This window comes from Aliiroseovarius conchicola (assembly GCF_041403445.1).
GTDB lineage: Bacteria > Pseudomonadota > Alphaproteobacteria > Rhodobacterales > Rhodobacteraceae > Aliiroseovarius > Aliiroseovarius conchicola.
Map to the genome: position 1 here is coordinate 60,672 of NZ_JBGEHL010000002.1, position 19,150 is coordinate 79,821.

14 protein-coding genes are annotated in these 19,150 nt (G+C 57.4%); 7 read left to right on the forward strand and 7 right to left on the reverse strand.

Translation table 11 applies throughout. The annotated features are described in order from the left end of the window. Positions 1-239: 239 nt before the first annotated feature. Complete coding sequence (locus tag V6N04_RS03250; RefSeq protein ID WP_371168698.1) at positions 240-2,060, forward strand: extracellular solute-binding protein; 1,821 nt, start codon at positions 240-242, stop codon at positions 2,058-2,060. An 86-nt stretch (positions 2,061-2,146) separates the two neighbouring features. Here V6N04_RS03250 and V6N04_RS03255 read toward each other — a convergent pair whose 3' ends face one another. After that, positions 2,147-2,773, reverse strand: a complete 627-nt coding sequence (locus V6N04_RS03255; protein WP_371168699.1) for a helix-turn-helix domain-containing protein — start codon at positions 2,771-2,773, stop codon at positions 2,147-2,149. Positions 2,774-2,852: 79 nt separating this feature from the next. Between V6N04_RS03255 and V6N04_RS03260 the strand changes: the two genes are divergently transcribed. Genes V6N04_RS03260 through V6N04_RS03270 form a run of 3 tightly spaced genes read left to right on the forward strand, consistent with a single transcriptional unit; the run spans position 2,853 to position 6,324 of the window. Continuing rightward, on the forward strand, positions 2,853-4,397 hold the full coding sequence (locus V6N04_RS03260; RefSeq protein WP_371169158.1) for a class I adenylate-forming enzyme family protein: 1,545 nt from the start codon (positions 2,853-2,855) through the stop codon (positions 4,395-4,397). 59 nt (positions 4,398-4,456) lie between these two features. Continuing rightward, the gene (locus tag V6N04_RS03265) at positions 4,457-5,107 is read left to right on the forward strand and encodes a DsbA family oxidoreductase (protein ID WP_371168700.1); all 651 of its coding nucleotides are present in this window, start codon (positions 4,457-4,459) and stop codon (positions 5,105-5,107) included. Continuing rightward, complete coding sequence (locus V6N04_RS03270) at positions 5,104-6,324, forward strand: multidrug effflux MFS transporter (protein WP_371168701.1); 1,221 nt, start codon at positions 5,104-5,106, stop codon at positions 6,322-6,324. The genes V6N04_RS03265 and V6N04_RS03270 overlap by 4 nt, the downstream gene beginning before the upstream one ends. A 12-nt stretch (positions 6,325-6,336) precedes the next feature. Here the strand turns inward: V6N04_RS03270 and mfd are convergent, their stop codons facing one another. Beyond that, positions 6,337-9,810, reverse strand: a complete 3,474-nt coding sequence (gene mfd / locus V6N04_RS03275) for a transcription-repair coupling factor (protein ID WP_371168702.1) — start codon at positions 9,808-9,810, stop codon at positions 6,337-6,339. Between the two features lie 45 nt (positions 9,811-9,855). After that, the gene (locus V6N04_RS03280) at positions 9,856-10,380 is read right to left on the reverse strand and encodes a component of SufBCD complex (RefSeq protein WP_371168703.1); all 525 of its coding nucleotides are present in this window, start codon (positions 10,378-10,380) and stop codon (positions 9,856-9,858) included. 222 nt (positions 10,381-10,602) lie between these two features. Here V6N04_RS03280 and hemB point away from each other — a divergent pair, with 222 nt between their 5' ends. Together hemB and V6N04_RS03290 are read left to right on the forward strand one after the other, a co-directional pair. Then, a complete protein-coding gene (gene hemB / locus V6N04_RS03285; RefSeq protein WP_371168704.1) occupies positions 10,603-11,619 on the forward strand; it encodes a porphobilinogen synthase in 1,017 nt (338 codons plus the stop codon). A 160-nt stretch (positions 11,620-11,779) separates the two neighbouring features. Beyond that, positions 11,780-12,346 (forward strand): lipid-binding SYLF domain-containing protein, encoded by a 567-nt coding sequence (locus V6N04_RS03290; RefSeq protein ID WP_371168705.1) that lies wholly within the window; start codon positions 11,780-11,782, stop codon positions 12,344-12,346. 66 nt (positions 12,347-12,412) lie between these two features. On the opposite strand, the gene V6N04_RS03295 is transcribed toward V6N04_RS03290, so the two are convergent. Continuing rightward, on the reverse strand, positions 12,413-13,285 hold the full coding sequence (locus tag V6N04_RS03295) for an NAD(P)-dependent oxidoreductase (RefSeq protein WP_371168706.1): 873 nt from the start codon (positions 13,283-13,285) through the stop codon (positions 12,413-12,415). Positions 13,286-13,390: 105 nt separating this feature from the next. On the opposite strand from V6N04_RS03295, the gene V6N04_RS03300 reads away from it, so the two are divergent. Continuing rightward, positions 13,391-15,856 (forward strand): penicillin acylase family protein, encoded by a 2,466-nt coding sequence (locus V6N04_RS03300; RefSeq protein ID WP_371169159.1) that lies wholly within the window; start codon positions 13,391-13,393, stop codon positions 15,854-15,856. A 2-nt stretch (positions 15,857-15,858) separates the two neighbouring features. Here V6N04_RS03300 and hflX read toward each other — a convergent pair whose 3' ends face one another. From hflX to V6N04_RS03315, 3 genes are all read right to left on the reverse strand, one after another. After that, the gene (hflX, locus tag V6N04_RS03305) at positions 15,859-17,142 is read right to left on the reverse strand and encodes a GTPase HflX (protein WP_371168707.1); all 1,284 of its coding nucleotides are present in this window, start codon (positions 17,140-17,142) and stop codon (positions 15,859-15,861) included. 23 nt (positions 17,143-17,165) lie between these two features. After that, positions 17,166-17,402, reverse strand: a complete 237-nt coding sequence (gene hfq / locus V6N04_RS03310) for an RNA chaperone Hfq (protein ID WP_133488330.1) — start codon at positions 17,400-17,402, stop codon at positions 17,166-17,168. A 178-nt stretch (positions 17,403-17,580) separates the two neighbouring features. Next, positions 17,581-19,125 (reverse strand): TrkH family potassium uptake protein, encoded by a 1,545-nt coding sequence (locus V6N04_RS03315; protein WP_371168708.1) that lies wholly within the window; start codon positions 19,123-19,125, stop codon positions 17,581-17,583. Between the last annotated feature and the right edge of the window lie 25 nt (positions 19,126-19,150).

Genomic DNA, 19,150 nt, shown 5'->3' on the forward strand with positions numbered 1-19,150 from the left:
ATCGAGCAGTGCCCTCTTTATAAGCGGTCGGACGCCGTGTTCCAAGCTAAAAGTTTGAAAAGGTTATTTTCCCCCTCTAAGGTTTCCGAAAGCGCTTCAGGATCATGTTGAGTCACAAACTGAATTTGGACTGCCTACAACATCAGACAGGGTCTGTGCATTTCGCTTCGATTTCATGTCGGAGCAGTTAGGCCAAACGCTGCGAAAACAAAACAGGGACGTAAAGGAAAATTGCGCCAATGAGTTCATCCACATTTCCCAAACTACGCATGTTGATCGGGGCGGCAGTGCTGACCCTTTCTGTGGCTCAAACCGGCCATGCTGAACCCAAACATGGCATCGCTATGTATGGTGAACCTGCTTTGCCAGCGGACTTCACGTCCCTGCCCCATGTGAATGCCGATGCGCCCAAGGGAGGCAAGATCGTATTTGCCGAAGCCGGCGGATTTGATTCGCTGCATCCTTACATCCGCAAAGGGAAGACCCCTTGGCAGCTTCGTTTCATGCTGGCTGAAAGCCTGATGGGCCGCAGTTGGGACGAACCGTTCACCCTTTATGGCCTGCTGGCTGAAACGGTCGAGACGGACGACGATCGGACATGGGTTGAATTTACCTTGCGGCCCGAGGCTAAATTCTCTGACGGTACGCCGGTCACAGTCGACGATGTAATGTGGTCTTACGAGACGCTCGGCACAAAGGGTCATGGACGATATCAGGGGTTCTGGAACGCGGTTGCGTCGATGGAGCAAACCGGCCCCCACAGCGTGAAATTCACCTTTAAGGAGCCCAATCGCGAACTCGCGCTTTTGGCCGGGCTACGTCCGATCCTTAAAAAGGCGCAGTGGGGGGGCAAGGATTTCGAGAAATCGGGCGTTGACGTTCTTCCGATCACGTCCGGGCCGTACACTATCGGAGATTTCGAACCCGGTCGCTATCTGACATTGACCCGAAATCCTGACTATTGGGGCAAAGATGTGCCATTCATGCGCGGCCAGGCCAACCTAGATGAAATCCGGTTCGACTATTACGGCGACAGCGGCGTTACGTTCGAGGCATTCAAAGCCGGCGAGGCCAACACCTACCGCGAATTCAACGCCCAGAAATGGGCAACGCAATATGATTTTCCAGCGGTCAAGTCAGGCGATGTCGTTCTGTCTGAAATCCCTCACCAACGGCCAGCCGGACTTTGGGGTTATGTGATGAACACACGAAGCCCTCAATTCGCTGATCTGCGCGTGCGCGATGCGATGATCAACGCTTTCAACTTCGAGTTCATCAACCAAACCATCAATGACGGCGACCGCAAACGCATTCAAAGTTATTTCGACAACTCGGTTCTGGGTATGGAAGTCGGAGCACCAGCCGAAGGAAAAGTGCGCGCGTTGTTAGAGCCGTTCGCCGCGGACCTGCCCACCGGTGCGCTTGAAGGATATGCATTGCCGATATCCGATGGATCCGAGCGCAACCGCGCAGGTCTTCGCAAAGCCATGGCCTTGATGGAGGAAGCGGGCTGGACCGTTCAGGACGGCGTGATGAAAAACGCGGCGGGCGAACCCTTCACCTTCGAGATCGTCTTGCAGCAAGGCGCTGACGAGACACGGCAGACGATGGATATCTTTGTCGCGGCTCTGGACCGCATGGGGATCACGCCCACCATCACGTCGATTGATTCCGCACAATATAAGGAACGCACCCGCGCCTTTGACTACGACATGACGTATATCGAACGCGGCGCGTCCCTGTCCCCCGGCAATGAACAGGCGTTCAACTGGGGCAGCGCGGCGGCCGATGAACCCGGGAGCCGGAACCTAATGGGGGCAAAAAGCCCTGCCATCGACGCGATGATCGAGGCCATACCAAACGCACAGAACCAAGAAGACTTCCGCGCAGCCACCAAAGCGCTGGATCGTCTGTTGATGGCTGGACGCTATGTCATTCCGATCTGGTATCGCGACGTCTCGTGGGTTGCCCACGCAAAAGAACTTCATTTCCCAGAGCGTATCCCGATGTATGGCGACTATCTTGGGTTCCAGCCCGAGATCTGGTGGTACGAAGAGTGATCGCCTGATCAGCAACAAGCAACCGGCGCGGCCATCTGCAAATGGTCGCGCCGTTTCTTTTCATCCCCCAAGCTGATCACACAACTCTATGTCAACGACGTTACCCACAGGATTGTGGCGTCATCGGCGCTGGTTGAGATCACGTTGTGGCCCATTGAGGCATCGTAATACGCGCTGTCGCCCCGTTTCATGTCAACGGGTTCATAGAACTCCGTGATCAATCGGATGGACCCGGTCAGGACATAAAGGAACTCTTCGCCATCATGGCGCACCCAGCCGTCAAATTCTTCAAATGACCGCGCGCGAACGCGGGCACGATATGGCAGCATGGTTTTCTTTGTTAGCGCACCGGCCAATAGTTCGTGTTCATAGGTGGTGGTGGCATGTGCCGCCCCCTCGCCGGTTTTGGTGATCGCCATTCGGCCCGACACCTGCGCGGCCTTTGGGGCCGTGAACAGTTGCGGGACAGATATTTCCAGCCCGACAGCAAGCTTCTTAAGCGCCTCATAGGTCGGCGACATCTGCCCGTTCTCGATTTTAGAGAGCGTCGATCGTGCAAGACCCGCCTGCCCAGCAGCTTGTTCCAACGTCCAGCCATGGGACTTGCGCAGCTCGCGCACCCGCGCACCCAAGTCCAAGGGGTTGGGGTCGGGTATCTCCTCGCCATTTTCGCGGGCCATGCGGATAAGGCTGGGTTGGTAGGGCTTTGTCATATCCTTTCAATACACCGAAACCGGCGCGATGCAACCGGACGGGCTTGCAACTTCGCGCGGCCCTTGGCACATCTCGCTTATGCTGTCCGAATTTCGTCCCACTGCGCCTTTGGCGCCTCCGCCCACTTCCTTCAACATGGCGGCTTATGTCCTAACCCATGCAAGTAAGATGGCGGACAAGACAGCGCTGTCAGTCGTCTCGCCGGATGGGCGGAATGAAACACATTGGAGCTATGCGCAATTGGAACGTGCCGTGCGTGGTGTGGCGGGTGGATTGTTGTCGCTGGGCCTGTCGCCCGGTGATCGCATCTTGCTCCGTCTGGGCAACAGCGTCGATTTCCCATTGGCTTTTCTTGGTGCGTTGGCGGCAGGGTTGGTGCCCGTCCCCACATCGTCCCAATTGACCAGTGCCGAAATCACAAAAATGTCTCGCCTCGTTTCGCCAGCAATGATCATAGCGGAACCGGGGATCTCGCTGCCAGAAGGTCAATCCACCTCGGTGATCGACACCGACGCCTTGCATGATCTTGCCCAACACCGACCAGCCCCTTTTCACATGGGCGATCCTGAACGGCCGGGCTATATCGTCTTTACATCCGGAACGTCCGGGCAGGCCCGTGCGGTCTTGCATGCACATCGCGCAATTTGGGCGCGGCAGATGATGTGGCAAGGCTGGTATGGGCTGACCTCTGACGACAGGGTGATGCACGCCGGTGCGTTCAACTGGACCTATACGCTTGGCACTGGGCTGATGGACCCGTGGTCTGTGGGTGCGACGGCGGTGATCCCAGTGGCCGGCACCACGCCTGATCAGTTAGGCAAACTTCTGGCGCGCGAGCAGGCCACAATCTTTGCTGCGGCGCCGGGGGTGTATCGCCAAATGCTGCGCCACCCATTGCCCAGCCAGCCCACGTTGCGTCACGGTCTATCCGCAGGAGAGAAGTTGCCTGCAACAACTCGCACCAGTTGGACAGCCACCACGAACACCCCAATCTTTGAGGCATTTGGCATGTCCGAATGTTCGACCTTCGTGTCAGGCGCGCCCGATCACCCAGCGCCCACCGATACACTGGGCTACCCGCAACCGGGGCGACATCTTGCCATCTTGGACGAAGATGGTCGGATTACGCCGCGCTGCACACCCGGTGTTCTTGCCATCCATCGAAGCGATCCCGGCCTGATGCTGAACTATGTCGGAGCGAAAAAGGCAACAATGGATAGATATCATGGCGATTGGTTCTTAACGGGCGACATAGCAACGATGGGATCCGACCACTCGATCCGCTTCGACGGGCGGTCCGACGACATGATGAACGCAGGCGGCTTTCGCGTCTCGCCGATCGAGGTTGAAGCGATCATGACCCAGCACCCTGCCATTCAAGAAACGGCCTGCGCCGAGGTCGCCGTGAAAGACGACGCAACGGTCATCGCCTGTTTCTATACATCCGAGACAAATGCCCCCATACCCACCAACCTATCCGACCACGCCCATGCGCGATTGGCGCATTACAAGTGCCCGCGACTGTTCATCCCAGTGCCCACCTTGCCCCGCGGCGCGAACAACAAGCTGTTGCGTTCACGACTGCGCAGGCTTTACGAAACCGGTAAACTGACGCAACTGTGATCAGCGGCACTTCCCATCCACCTCAATCCCCGATAGAGCTTTCCGTAAGGGAGACTGTTATGATCCGCCTCGATATTTTTTCTGACCCAATTTGCCCATGGTGTTACATCGGCAAAGCCCGTCTAGATCGCGCATTGGCCTCCCGCCCTGATCATCCGTTTCAGGTTCAGTGGCACCCATTCCAACTGAACCCCGAAATGCCGAAATACGGCATGGATCGTCGTGCCTACCTTGAGGGCAAGTTCGGCGGAAAAGACGCCGCAATAAAGGCTTATCTTCCGGTCGCAACAGAAGCCGAAGCTTCAGGGCTTGAGATTAACCTTGAAGCGATCAAGCGCACACCAAACACGCTGGATGCCCATCGGCTGATTCACTGGGCCGGGATTGAGCAAAAACAAAACGCTGCTGTCGATCAGCTGTTCAAAGCGTATTTTGTGGACGGCAAAGACATTAGCGAGGCGGCGCAGCTGATAGAAATAGCAACATCCATCGGTATGGATGGCGATGTCGTTGCGCGCCTGTTGGAAACGGACGCCGATGCCGAGGATATACAGGCCCGCGATGCCGACGCACGCCATAAGGGTGTACGCTCGGTTCCGACATTTGTGATTGCCAATCAACATGTCATTGCTGGCGCGCAGCCCACTGATCTTTGGGCCAACGCCATCGACGAAATTACCGCGCAGCTGGCCGAAAGCAACCCCGCGTGAATACAAAGCGGTTCCCACCGCAGGAGCCTCTGCGCCTGCGAGAATACGTTCTGCTCATGGCGGCGCTTTTCTCGATGGTTGCCTTTTCCATCGACTCGATCCTGCCGGCCCTACCGGAAATTGCTGAACGTCTGGTGCCCGATAATGTGAACACGGCCCAACTTCTGATCAGTTCGTTCGTGATCGGCGCTGGTCTGGGGCAGCTCATTTTTGGGCCGCTATCCGATAGCATGGGGCGACGGTTTTCTTTGTCCATGGGCATGTTGCTTTACATGCTCGCGGCCTTCGCCGCCTTGTGGGCGCAAACGCTCGAAGCACTCCTGTTCTGGCGCTTCGTCCAAGGACTTGGAGCCGCCGGGCCGCGCACCTGCGGCATGGCGATGACCCGAGACCTTTACGAAGGCCGCGAAATGGCGCGCGTCAACTCAATGGCCTTTGGGTTTTTCGTTTTCGTCCCCGCCGTCGCCCCAATGATTGGCCAGTGGATCGTGTTGGGCTTTGGCTGGCGACAGATGTTCACCGCCTACATCATCCTAGCATCCGTCATTCTGGCGTGGTTTTTGATCAGACAACCTGAGACCTTGGCGACCGAGCGGCGCAGACCCCTTTCGGTTCGTCCAATGCTGACCGCGTTTCGCGTGGTGCTGAGCACCCGAGTGACGCTGATCTATATGGCGGTGATCACGTTGGCATTCGCCCAACTCATGGCCTATATTAGTTCGGCTCAGCAGATATTCGTCGACGTCTTGGGGGCTGGAACACGGTTTCCCTACTACTTCGCGCTGGTCACCGTATTTTCTGCCGCGTCAGGCTTTATGAATGCAAAATTGGTCCTGCGTCTTGGGATGCGCCGCCTTGCCGAGTTTGGGTTCGCGGTTCAAACGGTGTTGGCCACCCTAACGTTGCTGATCTGGTGGCTATTCGCACCCGACGGTGCGCTCGCGCTGTGGCTCTTTTGCGCCTGGTCCACCACCCTGTTTTTCCTGAATGGGCTAAGCTTTGGAAACCTGAATGCGTTGGCCATTCAACCCTTGGGCCACGTTGCCGGGACTGCCAGCGCAGTGATCGGTGCGGTTCCCACTATGGTCGCAATTGCGATTGCTGCCCCAGTAGGGCTTGCGTTCAATGGCACGCCTTTCCCGCTGCTACTTGGTGTCACCCTTTGCTCGGGCGCCGCGCTGGCGTTTATGCGATTGGATAAAGATAACCTGAACTAGGGTCGCGTGACGTTAGGCCATTGAACCCTTATCGGATGTTTTGGCCTTCTGCTTGGCCTCTTTCACCTTGATCGCCAGATCTTGCGCAATGGCAAACGCCCCTTTGATCTTGTCCGAAGTCTTACGCCAGTCGCGCCGCACAACGATCTTATTGTCGCGCACCTTGGCCAGCCCGTTTTGCGCATGGATGAATTCGACCAACCCCTCGGGCGAGGCGAACTTGTCGTTGTGGAACTGAATGGTCGCGCCCTTGGGACCACCGTCCAATTTGGCGATGCCCGCGCGCTTGCACATTCCTTTGATGCGGACAACCAACATCAGCGTATTGACCTCTTTTGGAAGCGGGCCAAACCGGTCAATCAATTCAGCAGCGAAGCCCTCAAGCTCCACTTTGGTCGAGAGGCTGGACAATCGACGATAGAGACCAAGACGAACATCAAGATCAGGGACATAAGTGTCTGGAATAAGAACAGGAACACCAAGATTGATTTGCGGTGCCCATGTGCTGTCCGCCTCACTTAGACCCTCCAGCTCACCCGCTTTGATCTTGGCAATCGCCTCTTCCAGCATCTGCTGATAAAGCTCGTACCCCACTTCACGCATTTGGCCGGATTGTTCTTCGCCCACCAGATTACCCGCGCCACGAATATCAAGGTCTTGGCTGGCAAGCGTGAAGCCCGCCCCCAGCGCATCCAGTGACCCAAGCACGCGCAACCGTTTTTCGGCAGTTGGGGTCAGGCGCAACCGGGGCTTGGTTGTAAGATACGCATAGGCGCGGGTTTTTGACCGGCCGACCCGCCCACGAATTTGATAAAGCTGCGCCAGACCGAACATGTCGGCGCGATGGATGACCATCGTGTTCGCCGTGGGAATGTCGATGCCGCTTTCCACAATCGTCGTGGCCAGAAGCACATCAAACTTGCCGTCGTAAAACGCGTTCATCCGGCTATCCAACTCGCCCGCTGCCATCTGCCCATGGGCCACTACATAGGTCACTTCGGGGACGTGGTTGGTTAGGAATTCCTCAATTTCCGGCAAATCCTTAATGCGCGGCACCACGAAGAAGCTCTGCCCACCGCGATAATGTTCTCGCAAGAGCGCCTCGCGGATCGTCACGCTGTCGAACTCCGACACATAGGTGCGGATCGAAAGGCGATCTACCGGTGGCGTACCAATAATCGACAGGTCCCGCACCCCAGACAGTGACATTTGCAACGTGCGCGGAATGGGCGTGGCCGACAGCGTCAGGACATGCACGTCTGATCGCATTTCTTTCAGCCGCTCCTTATGTCCGACCCCGAAGCGCTGTTCCTCGTCCACGATCAACAGGCCAAGGTTCTTGAACCGCACATCTTTCGCTAAAAGCGCATGCGTGCCGACGACGATGTCCATCGTGCCGCGCGACATACCCTCGCGGGTCAGTTTGGATTCGCGCTGGCCGACAAATCGGCTGAGTTGCCCAACCTGAATGGGAAACCCGCGGAACCGTTCCGCGAAGCTTTTATAGTGCTGTCGGGCCAAAAGTGTCGTTGGAGCAATTACGGCCACCTGTTGGCCGGACATGGCTGCCACAAAGGCCGCGCGCATGGCAACTTCGGTCTTGCCGAAGCCCACATCACCGCAGACCAGACGATCCATCGGGCGCCCCGAGGACAGGTCATTCAACACATCCTCGATCGCGCCCAGCTGATCGTCTGTTTCCTGATAAGGGAACCGGGCGGAAAATTCTTCCCACGCGTGGTGCGGTGCGTCCAGAACGGGGGCTTTTCGTAACTCGCGCTCGGCCGCAAGGCGGATCAGCTTGTCAGCGATCTCGCGAATGCGCTCTTTCAGCTTGGCTTTCTTGGCCTGCCAAGCGCCACCGCCCAGCTTGTCCAAAAGCCCTGTATCTTGCCCGTACTTCGACAAAAGCTCGATGTTTTCGACGGGCAGGAACAGGCGATCCCCACCCATGTATTCCAAGGCGAGGCATTCATGCGGCGCGCCCATGGCTGTCACGGTTTCAAGCCCGTTGAACTTGCCCACACCGTGATCGACATGCACGACAAGGTCGCCCGGCGACAGGCTCTGCGCTTCAGTCAGGAAGTTTTCAGCCCGGCGTTTGCGCTTGGGCGCACGGATCAGACGATCACCCAACACGTCCTGCTCCGAGATAACGGTCAGGTCTGGTCCCTCAAAACCGTGCTCCAGCGGCCAAACCGCCAGAAAAACTCCACCGATATTGTCCGGCACATCGCGGAAATCGGTGATCATCGTGGTCTCGGTTAGCCCTTCGTCGGCCAACAGCCCCTGCAATCGCTCACGCGCACCATCCGAATAAGATGAAACAACAACCGGAGTGTCAGACTTCGCCCCGATATGGTCGGTCAAGGCGCTGAAAAGGTTCACATTCTCTTGCTGTCGTTCGGGCGAGAAATTGCGCCCTATTCGACCACCGCCATCCAGCACCCCTGCCCCGGTTGCTTGCGGCAAAGCCGACAGCTGGATCACGCGGGTATCAACCAGCGCACTGTCCCATGCGGCGTCATCCAAATACAAAAGACCCGGTGGGCATGGTTTATAAACAGTATCCATCCGGTTTTTTGCGTTCATCGCGATCTTGCGCGTCTCATACTGATCTTCGATCGCCTCCCACCGGCTGATCCGTGCCGAAGGAAGTTGATCATCCAACACAACCGACGCGCCGGGCACATAGTCAAAGATCGTCTCTAGCCGTTCGTGAAAGAACGGAAGCCAATGTTCGATCCCTTGGTGTTTGCGACCAGCTGAGACAGCCTCGTAAAGAGGATCGTCGGTGCCCGCCGCCCCAAATTCAATCCGGTAGTTTTGGCGAAACCGGGTGATGGCTGCATCGTCTAGAATAACCTCGGACACCGGTGACAGGTCGACACCCTTCAGTGTATCCGTGGTGCGCTGTGTAATCGGATCAAAGCGCCTTGCGCCGTCCAGAACGTCACCGAACAGATCAAGGCGCACGGGCCCCTCATCGCCCGGTGGGAAAATGTCGATGATGCCGCCCCGGATCGCGAAATCTCCGGGTTCCATAACGGTCGGCGCTTGGGAAAACCCCATTCGCACCAGAAACGCACGCAATTCGTCCACGTCGATCTGATAATCCACCCGTGCGGAGAACGCCGTTTCTTGCAAAAGCGCGCGTGCTGGGATGCGCTGGGTGGCCGCATTCAACGTGGTCAGAAGAACAAACTTGCCATTGATCTGCCCAGTGGCCAGGCCCGCCAGCGTCGCCATGCGCGCAGCGGACGCATCTGCGTTGGGCGACACACGATCAAAGGGCAGACAATCCCAACCAGGAAAGCGAATAACGGTGACGCTAGGCGCGAAGAAGCGAAGGGCTGCCTCCATCGCGGCCAATCGCTTGTCGTCCCGCGCCACATGCACCACGGGTCCGTCACCGCGTGCCAGCTCTTTGATCAGCAGCGTCGCGTCAAAGCCCTCGGGGGCACCAGAAAGAATGAGCTTGTCCATATGGGGGAGTTACCCGCCTGTCAGCGCGTGTGCAAGAGCGCGGGGTTAGCGCAAAACGCCAAGGCTCAGGTTTTGAAACATTCCCCAAAGAGAGGTCACAAAAATGGAAGCCATGCCCAGAAACTGCGTCTGAACCCTGTGGCGGTGCAGGCGCTTATGCAGATCATCCCCGCTTAGGTCGCGTTCACGGATAACCGCTGCGGTGTTCAGCGACATAAGACCAGCCAGCGAGAACGGGAACAACAGCAAGAACACGGCTTGCGCAAATTCGACCTTGTACCAAAAGCCCAAAATAGCCAGTGACGTAAAGATGGCGGCTGATATTCCCAGCATCCACAGCCCTGACATACCCGCGATATAAAGCAGCCGGTTGCTGTTGATGCGGACCATATCCTCTAGATCAATTTGCGCTTCACCCCCTTGGCGTGAGGCGCGTTGGATCATGTCAAATGGCACGCCCATCACCCAGTGGCTGACACTTGACCAAGCCACCGCAAGCGCAATCCAATACCATAGGTTGGAGAACGAACGCATGTCGATGATTTCGAAAACGGTGGAATACCAATCCACGTATTTATCCTTTGGTTTTTCCTGCCGAAACGTTGTGCGGCGGATGGCTGCTCAGCCCGAGTGATCACTACGCGCACGTTAGCCGCCACACGGCCCTAACACCACCCCGCAAATGCACCGAACAGGGACAGATTGCGCACTTGTGATAGATGCATTCCCATGGCAGGAAGTTTCAAGCCCAAGCGTACGGCCAAGCCGCCGACCGAGCCACAGGAGAGCCAGATGAGCCGCAGTCCACATTCGACCACCGTTGCCCCCTTTCCTATGACACGACTGCGTCGGACACGTTCCAGTGCGGCGTTGCGCGATATGGTGCGTGAAAATACGATGAGTGTGAGCGATCTGATCTGGCCGGTCTTCGTAGTCGAGGGTGAAAACCACGAAGAAGAGATTTCTTCGATGCCGGGTGTGACCCGCAAATCTATCGACCTGCTGGTTAAAGCCGCGCAAGAGGCCGCTGGGCTGGGCATTCCGGCGATCTGTATTTTTCCGAATACCGATCCGGCTTTGAAGACCGAAGCGTGCGAAGAAGCTTGGAACCCCGACAACCTATCAAACCGCGCCATCCGCGCCATTAAGGCCGCCGTGCCAGAGATCGCCGTGATGACCGATATCGCGCTCGATCCTTACAACGCCAATGGCCATGATGGGATCGTACGGGACGGCGAGATTCTGAACGATGAAACCGTCGAAGCTCTGGTAAAAATGGCGCTGGCACAGGCTGAATCTGGCGCAGACATTCTTGGCCCATCTGACATGATGGACGGACGGATAGGAGCCATGCGTCGCGCACTGGAAGCCGCAGGCCACCGCAACGTCACGATCATGAGCTACACAGCTAAATACGCCTCGGCGTTTTATGGTCCGTTCCGTGATGCGGTTGGCGCATCAGGTGCGTTAAAGGGCGATAAAAAGACCTATCAAATGGACCCAGCCAATTCCGACGAAGCAATGCGACTGGTCGAGCGTGACCTGTCCGAGGGCGCGGACATGATCATGGTCAAACCCGGCATGCCGTATCTCGATATTTGCCGCGGGGTGAAAGACACGTTTGGCGTTCCTACATTTGCCTATCAGGTGTCCGGTGAGTACGCGATGCTGATGGCCGCAGTCCAAAATGGTTGGCTTGATGGCGACAAGGTGATGATGGAAAGCCTGATGGCGTTCAAACGCGCCGGATGTGATGGTATCTTGACCTATTTCGCCCCCCGCGTCGCGCGTATGTTGAACGACGGTTAGGCCAACCCTCAGATTTCCGGCAATTTTCCGCACTTTATACGCGTGGTAGGTGACAGACGTCCGCCGCTCCGCTATATTTTGTGGCAACGCGGACAAAGAGCCGCGAACGAGCAAACCATGGCGCCCCAGTTTTTCTGGGCGCACATCAAGAGGCGATACAATGCAGACAAACAACTTCTCCCGCAGAGGGTTCATGATCGCAGCAGGCGGCGCAGGTCTTAGCCTTGCAGCCTGTGACAACGGCGTGGGATCACGCGACGGCGAACGGATCGACGCTCGCGTCGACAGCACCCTGAACTATCTTTACAGCAACTACCCGGGCGCGCGCGAATTGGCTGAGAAGTCGACTGGCCAACTTGTGATGCCGTTGATTACCGAAGCCGGTTTCGGACTGGGCGGCGCATACGGTCGCGGTGCACTGCGCATCAATGGCGTAACGGTTGACTACTACTTGCTGGCACAAGCCAGTGCCGGGCTTCAAATCGGGGCACAGCAATATGCGCATGTGCTGTTCTTCATGACAGAAGAAGCTTTGCAGGACTTCCGCCAAGCCTCTGGGTGGGTTGCATCCGCGGATATCAAATACGTTTTCCAAACCGAAGGGGATCGCATTTCGGCCGATACGATCACTGCGACCGAACCCGTCGTGGCCATGGTCTTTGGTCAGGCAGGTCTTATCGCAGGCGCATCAGTCGAGGGTGCAAAATACACGCGGATCATTCCCTGATCTTTACACATTTCCAAGTTTCGAAGGGCGGCGCCTTGCCGCCCTTTTTTGTTTTGCTACAATAGCTTAACCCAAAGACTTCAAGCGTTTATGCAGGCTGGACGTGTCCCAACGACCGCCGCCCATCTTCTGTACATCCTTATAAAACTGATCAACCAGTGCGGTGACCGGCAGCGACGCGCCGTTCTCATCTGCAGTTGCCAAACAAATCCCCAGATCCTTACGCATCCAGTCTACGGCAAACCCATGCTCAAAGTGATCATCCGCCATCGTCTTATGCCTGTTGACCATCTGCCAGCTGCCTGCAGCGCCGCCTTGGATCACGTCAACAACCTCGCGAATATCAAGCCCCGCCTTTTCCGCGAAGTGAAGCCCTTCGGACAGGCCTTGCACCAAGCCCGCGATGCAAATCTGGTTGACCATCTTGGTCAATTGCCCGGCCCCACTGTCACCCAGACGCTTCACGGTACGGCCATAGGCGCTCATGATGGTTTCAGCCGCGCTATACGCCGCCTCATCACCGCCGCACATAATTGACAGCACACCGTTTTCAGCGCCTGCCTGCCCGCCGGAAACCGGAGCGTCGACGAATGACACGCCTGCGGTCTTTGCCGCGCCATAAAGTTCACGGGTCACCGCAGCTGATACGGTCGTATGGTCCACAAAAATCGCGCCGTCGGACATCCCAGCCAACGCACCGTCATCCCCCAAAACGACCGACCGCAAATCATCGTCATTGCCCACGCAGGCCATCACGAAATCAGCGCCCTCAGCCGCTTCTCGCGGCGTGTTCGCCCATGCACCGCCATGTTCGGCCGCCCATGCCTCTGCCTTCGTTGCGGTCCGGTTGTAAACTGTGACCTCGTGGCCCTGTGCCACAAGATGCCCGGCCATCGGATAGCCCATGACACCAAGCCCCAAAAACGCACATTTCGCCATGACGGTTTCCTTCCGTTGAATTCCCCTGTGTGGCACAGTAGTTACCGCAAGAACGCGCAAGGTCAACGAGAGCTTGCAAAGACAGATGGAATGGTAGGCGAAACTATGGGCAAGGTCGTTCTTTGGATGATCCGCATTGTGGCGGGCTTGCTGGTTCTGGCTAGTCTGGCGCTTGTGCTGGTCTATTATCTGGCCGCGCAGTCCCTGCCAGACTATAGCGTCACGCGCCAAACGGCTGGCATCAAAGCCCCGGTCGAGATTGTGCGCAACAACGCCAATATCCCTCATATCTTCGCCGAGAATGACGATGACGTCTTCTTTGGCCTTGGATATGCCCATGCCCAAGACCGCTTGTGGCAGATGATGATGATGCGCCGTACCGCGCAGGGGCGCCTGTCAGAGGTGTTTGGCCGTCGGACACTGAAGGTCGATGAGCTGATGCGTCGCCTTGATATCTATGCGCTGGCCAAAGAGGCGGTCGCGGTTCAGGACGAAGACACGAAATCCGCTCTGAATTCCTATAGCGCGGGGGTGAACGCCTATTTGTCGCGTGTGAACACCGAAGCCCTTGGACGTGGCGCGCCCGAGTTCTTTATGTTCTCAAATGAAATATCCCCGTGGCGGCCAGCGGACAGTCTGGCGGTCCTGAAATTGATGGGGGTTCAACTGGCAGGACAACTTCAGGACGAGGTTCTGCGTGCCCGCGTGACACTCGCCTTGCCAGAAGAGCGGGTGAAAGACGTGCTGCCTGACATTCCCGGCACTGGTGTGGCCGCCCTGCCCGACTATGCGTCGCTCTTTGAAGTGCCCACGCCACAGTTCGCGCATCTTTCACCGACTTCAGACACACCTGATCTTTGGCCCGCACCCAAACGAGGGTTCGCTGGGGCCTCTAACGCATGGGCCGCCGCGCCTTCCAGGTCCGCCGCAGGCGGGTCGCTTTTGGCCAACGACCCGCATCTCAGCTTTAATGCACCAGCAATTTGGTATCTGGCCCGGTTGGAGCTGTCGACAGGCGGGGTGATTGGCGCGACGATTCCCGGCATGCCGGCCATGCTGGCCGGACGCTCGGACGAGTTTGGCTGGGGTATCACGTCGTCCTATCTGGACGATCAGGATGTGCATGTTGAACAGGTAAACCCCGACAACCCTGCCGAAGTTAAAACGCCTGATGGATACAAACGCCTGAAAAGTCGCGGGTCGATCGTAAAGATCAAGGACGAGGCCCCCGTCACTTTCGATCTGCAATGGTCAGATAACGGGCCGATCCTGCCGGGCACGCTGTTCGATTTGGGTCTGATCACGCCACCCGGACATGTCATGTCAGTCAACTGGACGCTGCTGACGGCGGATGACCGCTCGATGAGCGCGGCCATTGGGTTGATGCGCGCGAAAACTGTGATGCAGGGGATCGCCGCAGGTGCAGATTACGTCGCGCCCAGCCTGACGCTGACATTGGCCGACAAAGAACAGATCGCAATGAAAGTCATCGGCGCGATGCCGAAGCGTGACGTGCGCAACCAGACCCGGGGCCGTATGCCAAGCCCCGGCTGGCGGTCTGAAAACCTTTGGCAAGGCAAACTCAGCTACAGCGCCAACCCCGAATTTGTACAGCCGCGTGGCGGGATCGTTGGCAACACCAACAACAAGATCGTGGACCGGCCCTTTCCCAATCACATGAGCTATAATTGGGGCGACAGCCAGCGTGTGCAGCGTTGGACACGCCTTATGCAAGCGCGCGAGGTTCACACCCGTGACAGCTTTATCGAAACCCAACTTGATGCAGTGTCGGTCACCGCACGTACGCTATTGCCGCTCGTTGGGGCTGATCTATGGTTCACTGGCGAGGCCGCCCCCGAAGGCACGCCCGAGCGTGAGAGGCAGAAGGCCTTGCAATTGCTGGCCGACTGGAACGGCGAGATGAACGAGCACATGCCCGAGCCGCTGATCTATTCGGCGTGGTTGCGCGCCCTGCAAAGCCGCCTGATCCGCGACGAACTTGGCCCCCTGGAACATGCCTTCCCGCATCTGGAACCCCTGTTCATCGAGCGTGTGTTTCGCGATATCGACGGGGCAAGTGTTTGGTGCGATGTGATCCAATCTGCGCCTAAGGAAACCTGCACAGACATTGCCCGCGCGGCCCTTGATGACGCCGTCCTTTGGCTTACGGAAAACGCAGGTGGATCGCAGGAAAGCCTACGCTGGGGGGATTATCATGAGGTCGTTCACAAGCACCCAGTGCTGGGCGATGTGCCGTTCCTGAAATGGTTCGTCAACATCCGTCAGTCGACGTCAGGCGGCGACAATACGCTGCAACGTGGTCGCACGGCGGGCACGGGCAAGAACCCGTTTCGCAATGTCCACGGCGCCGGGTATCGCGGTGTCTATGACTTCGCGGATCCGAACTCTTCGCTGTTCGTGATTGCGACCGGACAATCGGGGCATCCGCTGTCGCGGCACTATGATGATCTGGGCGAATTGTGGCGGCGTGGAGAATACACACCCATGTCGCTTGACCCGGCCTTGGCGCGCGCGGCGTCGGTCGGGGTAACGCAGTTGCTGCCAAAATAAAACTAAAGTGCCGCGTATTCCGCCGCTTCGCGGTCGGTCCACGTGACGGAGATATCCCATCCGGTTTCGCCCGGCTCTTCCGCCTCGACAATCCCCTTGTCAAAAAGCCACGCCCGTTTGCGCCCGTCCGAGAATGAGAGATGCAACACCTCCGTCCGTCGCGGCGCATCGAGGGCGGTGTCAATCGCGGCGACCAGATCGTCAAACCCCTCGCCCGTCAAAGCAGACAAGGTCAGAACGTGTTCATTGCGCGCCGCTTCCCGTATCCTCGCGTCACGCGCATCGGCATCCAGCTGGTCCATCTTGTTCCAAATTTCCAGCTGAGGCGTGTCTTCACTAACCCCAAGCGTGGCCATGATGGTTTCTACATCCCGCGCTTGTTCGTCCGTGCTATCATGACTGATGTCACGCACATGCAAGATCAGGTCCGCGGCCAGCACTTCCTCAAGCGTGGCGCGGAAGGCGGCGACAAGCTGCGTTGGTAGGTCCGAGATGAAGCCCACAGTGTCTGACAAGATCACTTTGCGACCACCGCCTTCATCCGGCTGCTTGCCAATCGCGGGCAATTCGATTTGCCGCATGGTCGGATCGAGGGTCGCAAAAAGCATGTCTTTCGCCAATACTTTCGCCCCGGTCATCCGGTTGAAGAGTGTCGATTTTCCTGCGTTGGTGTAGCCGACCAAGGCCACAATCGGAAACGGGACCTTGGCGCGCGCGGCACGGTGCAGCTCGCGGGTTTTCACGACCTTCTGAAGCTGTTTGCGCAGACGGTTCAACTGATCGTCGATGGCGCGACGGTCGGCCTCGATCTGAGTTTCGCCGGGGCCACCGACAAAGCCCAAACCACCACGCTGGCGTTCAAGGTGGGTCCAGGCGCGAACCAGTCGCGTGCGCTGATAGGACAGCGCCGCCATTTCGACTTGTAAAACCCCTTCGCGAGTGCGTGCCCGGTCCGAAAAAATTTCAAGGATCAGGCCCGTGCGGTCAAGGATCTTGACCTTCCACTCTTTCTCAAGATTGCGCTGCTGAACAGGGCTAACGGCCCCATCGACCAACACCAGCTCAACCTCGGCTGCGTGAAGACGTTGGCCCAAATCCTCCAGCTTGCCTTTGGAAAAAAGTTTGCCGGGATGGGGTGTGCGTAGGCGAACGACCTCCTGCCCCAGCACGTCAAGGTGGGGCAAGGCAGCGGCAAGGGAAACGGCTTCTTCAAGGGCCGGCGCGGGTGCACGACGGTCCTGATCTGCGATTAATTCCGGGTGGAGCACCCATGCCCGCGTGGGCACCTCTCCACGGTCAACAAGATCGCTCAGCTTTCTTCGCCATCATAAAGGTTGATCGGTTGGCCGGGCATAATGGTCGAGATTGCGTGCTTGTACACAAGCTGCGACTGGCCATCACGGCGCAAAAGAACGCAGAAATTGTCGAACCATGAAATCACGCCCTGCAGCTTGACGCCGTTGATCAGAAAGATCGTTACAGGAACTTTAGATTTTCGGACATGGTTCAGGAACGCATCCTGAAGGTTTTGCTTATCGGCAGCCATCGCTTTTTTCCTTTTTTGTATCGTGCAGCCGGTCCTCCGGCAGGATTACACCTAAGCGACACTATGACTTGCCATTTTGACCTTTTCCAGCCCCTTTTTGCACCCGACAATCGGGGGTATGGCGATCAAACCACATAGATGCTATGAAGGCGTTATTGGCCGAGTTGGACCGACAGCGTCAACGCCGCCAGATTTCCGGGCTGATCAATGCAACAATTGCCAGTGTTTCAAGTCGTCCCAACACCATGGCGCCCGCCAGAACGATTTTGGCGGGATCACTTAACACGCTGTAATAAATTGGCTCGGACGCTGCGACCAGCGCAATTGGCCCAGTCGTTGTTAGGGCTGCGATGGTCAGCGTCATTGCGCTTTCAAAATCTTGCCCCATCAGTGCAAACAACGCCATCACAAGCGCCACAGACATGGCCAGAAGCATGAAAAACACCCACGCCATATAGGCCCCACGCCCCCGCATATGACGGGCTTCTGTCCCCGATCCTCCGACTGACGATGGATGAACCAGTTTCTCCATCTCGCGCAGCCCGTGCACATAAAGCGCATAGACCCGCATCAGCTTGGCACCCCCTGCCGTTGTCGCCACACCGCCGCCGATCAAGGCCAGCCCCATCAAGATCAGACCCGGTGTTTGCAGGCCCGACCAGTTGCGACTGACGGTCCATGCCTCGCTTTCGAAACCGGTGGTCGTCAGGAAGGATAGCACCGTAAAGAAGCTTCCCCAAAGCGACGCCAACCCGGCAATCCAGTTCTGCTCTTCATCGACCTCATAGGCCCCGACCCAGTGACGCAGAAACAAAAACAAGGGCAGAAGAATGACGATCACCAACGCCAGCCTGATTTCCGGATCGTCCGTCAGACGGCGCAGCTCGGCCCCGTGCATGTCCGATGTAAAGGTCAGCCGCGAAATGGCGAAGACAAAGAAGACGGCGATCAACATCTCGCCCAGATAGCCCGACTGCCCGCCCACCGGACCATCCACCGGGGATATTCCGCTGGTGGCCAATGTCGACATCGCATGGCACAGCCCAATATATGCCGAGTTTCCGGCCAGGATCAGCGCAATCCACAAGGCCAACGTCAGCCCGACATAGACTGGCAAGAGACGCACACCATAAGTCCGAACACGTTCCGAGAAATCTGCAACTCGGGTGATCTGGCTGACCCCCGCCCCGAAGCGCGTATCGCGAGAGGCGGCTTGCCCTCTTGCACCAAACCGCGCGCGTACCTCAAACCCACCAAGAGACATGGGAGCCAAAATCGCAATCGCACCGACCCAGATGAAGAAACCACCCATCCAGCCCACAAGTGCGCGCCACAAATGAACCGACCGCGCCAACCGGTCGGGATCGTCAAACAGTGTGGCTCCTGTGGTGGTCAGGGCTGAAACCATTTCGACATAGGCATTCAGAAACGATGTCGTGCGCACCGCCTGATGAAACGGCACCGCCAGCATCAGCGGCAAAAGGACGAACAGACCCAACAGCGCCAACAAGTGTCGCCCATGTCTGTTTGACCTGGGACGGCCCGCCATGGCCATCGCCAGAAACGATGTCAGGAACCCAAATAATAACGCCCCATACAGGAAGACACGGGCGGGATAGAACTCCTCGATCATCCAACCAAACCCAGCCGGCAAAAGCATCGCAAGCGAACTGATCCCCATAAGGATCACAAGAAGCGGCAGTTTGGCGATTTGAGCCATCATGTCAGAAGCTTTCAGCGCGATATGG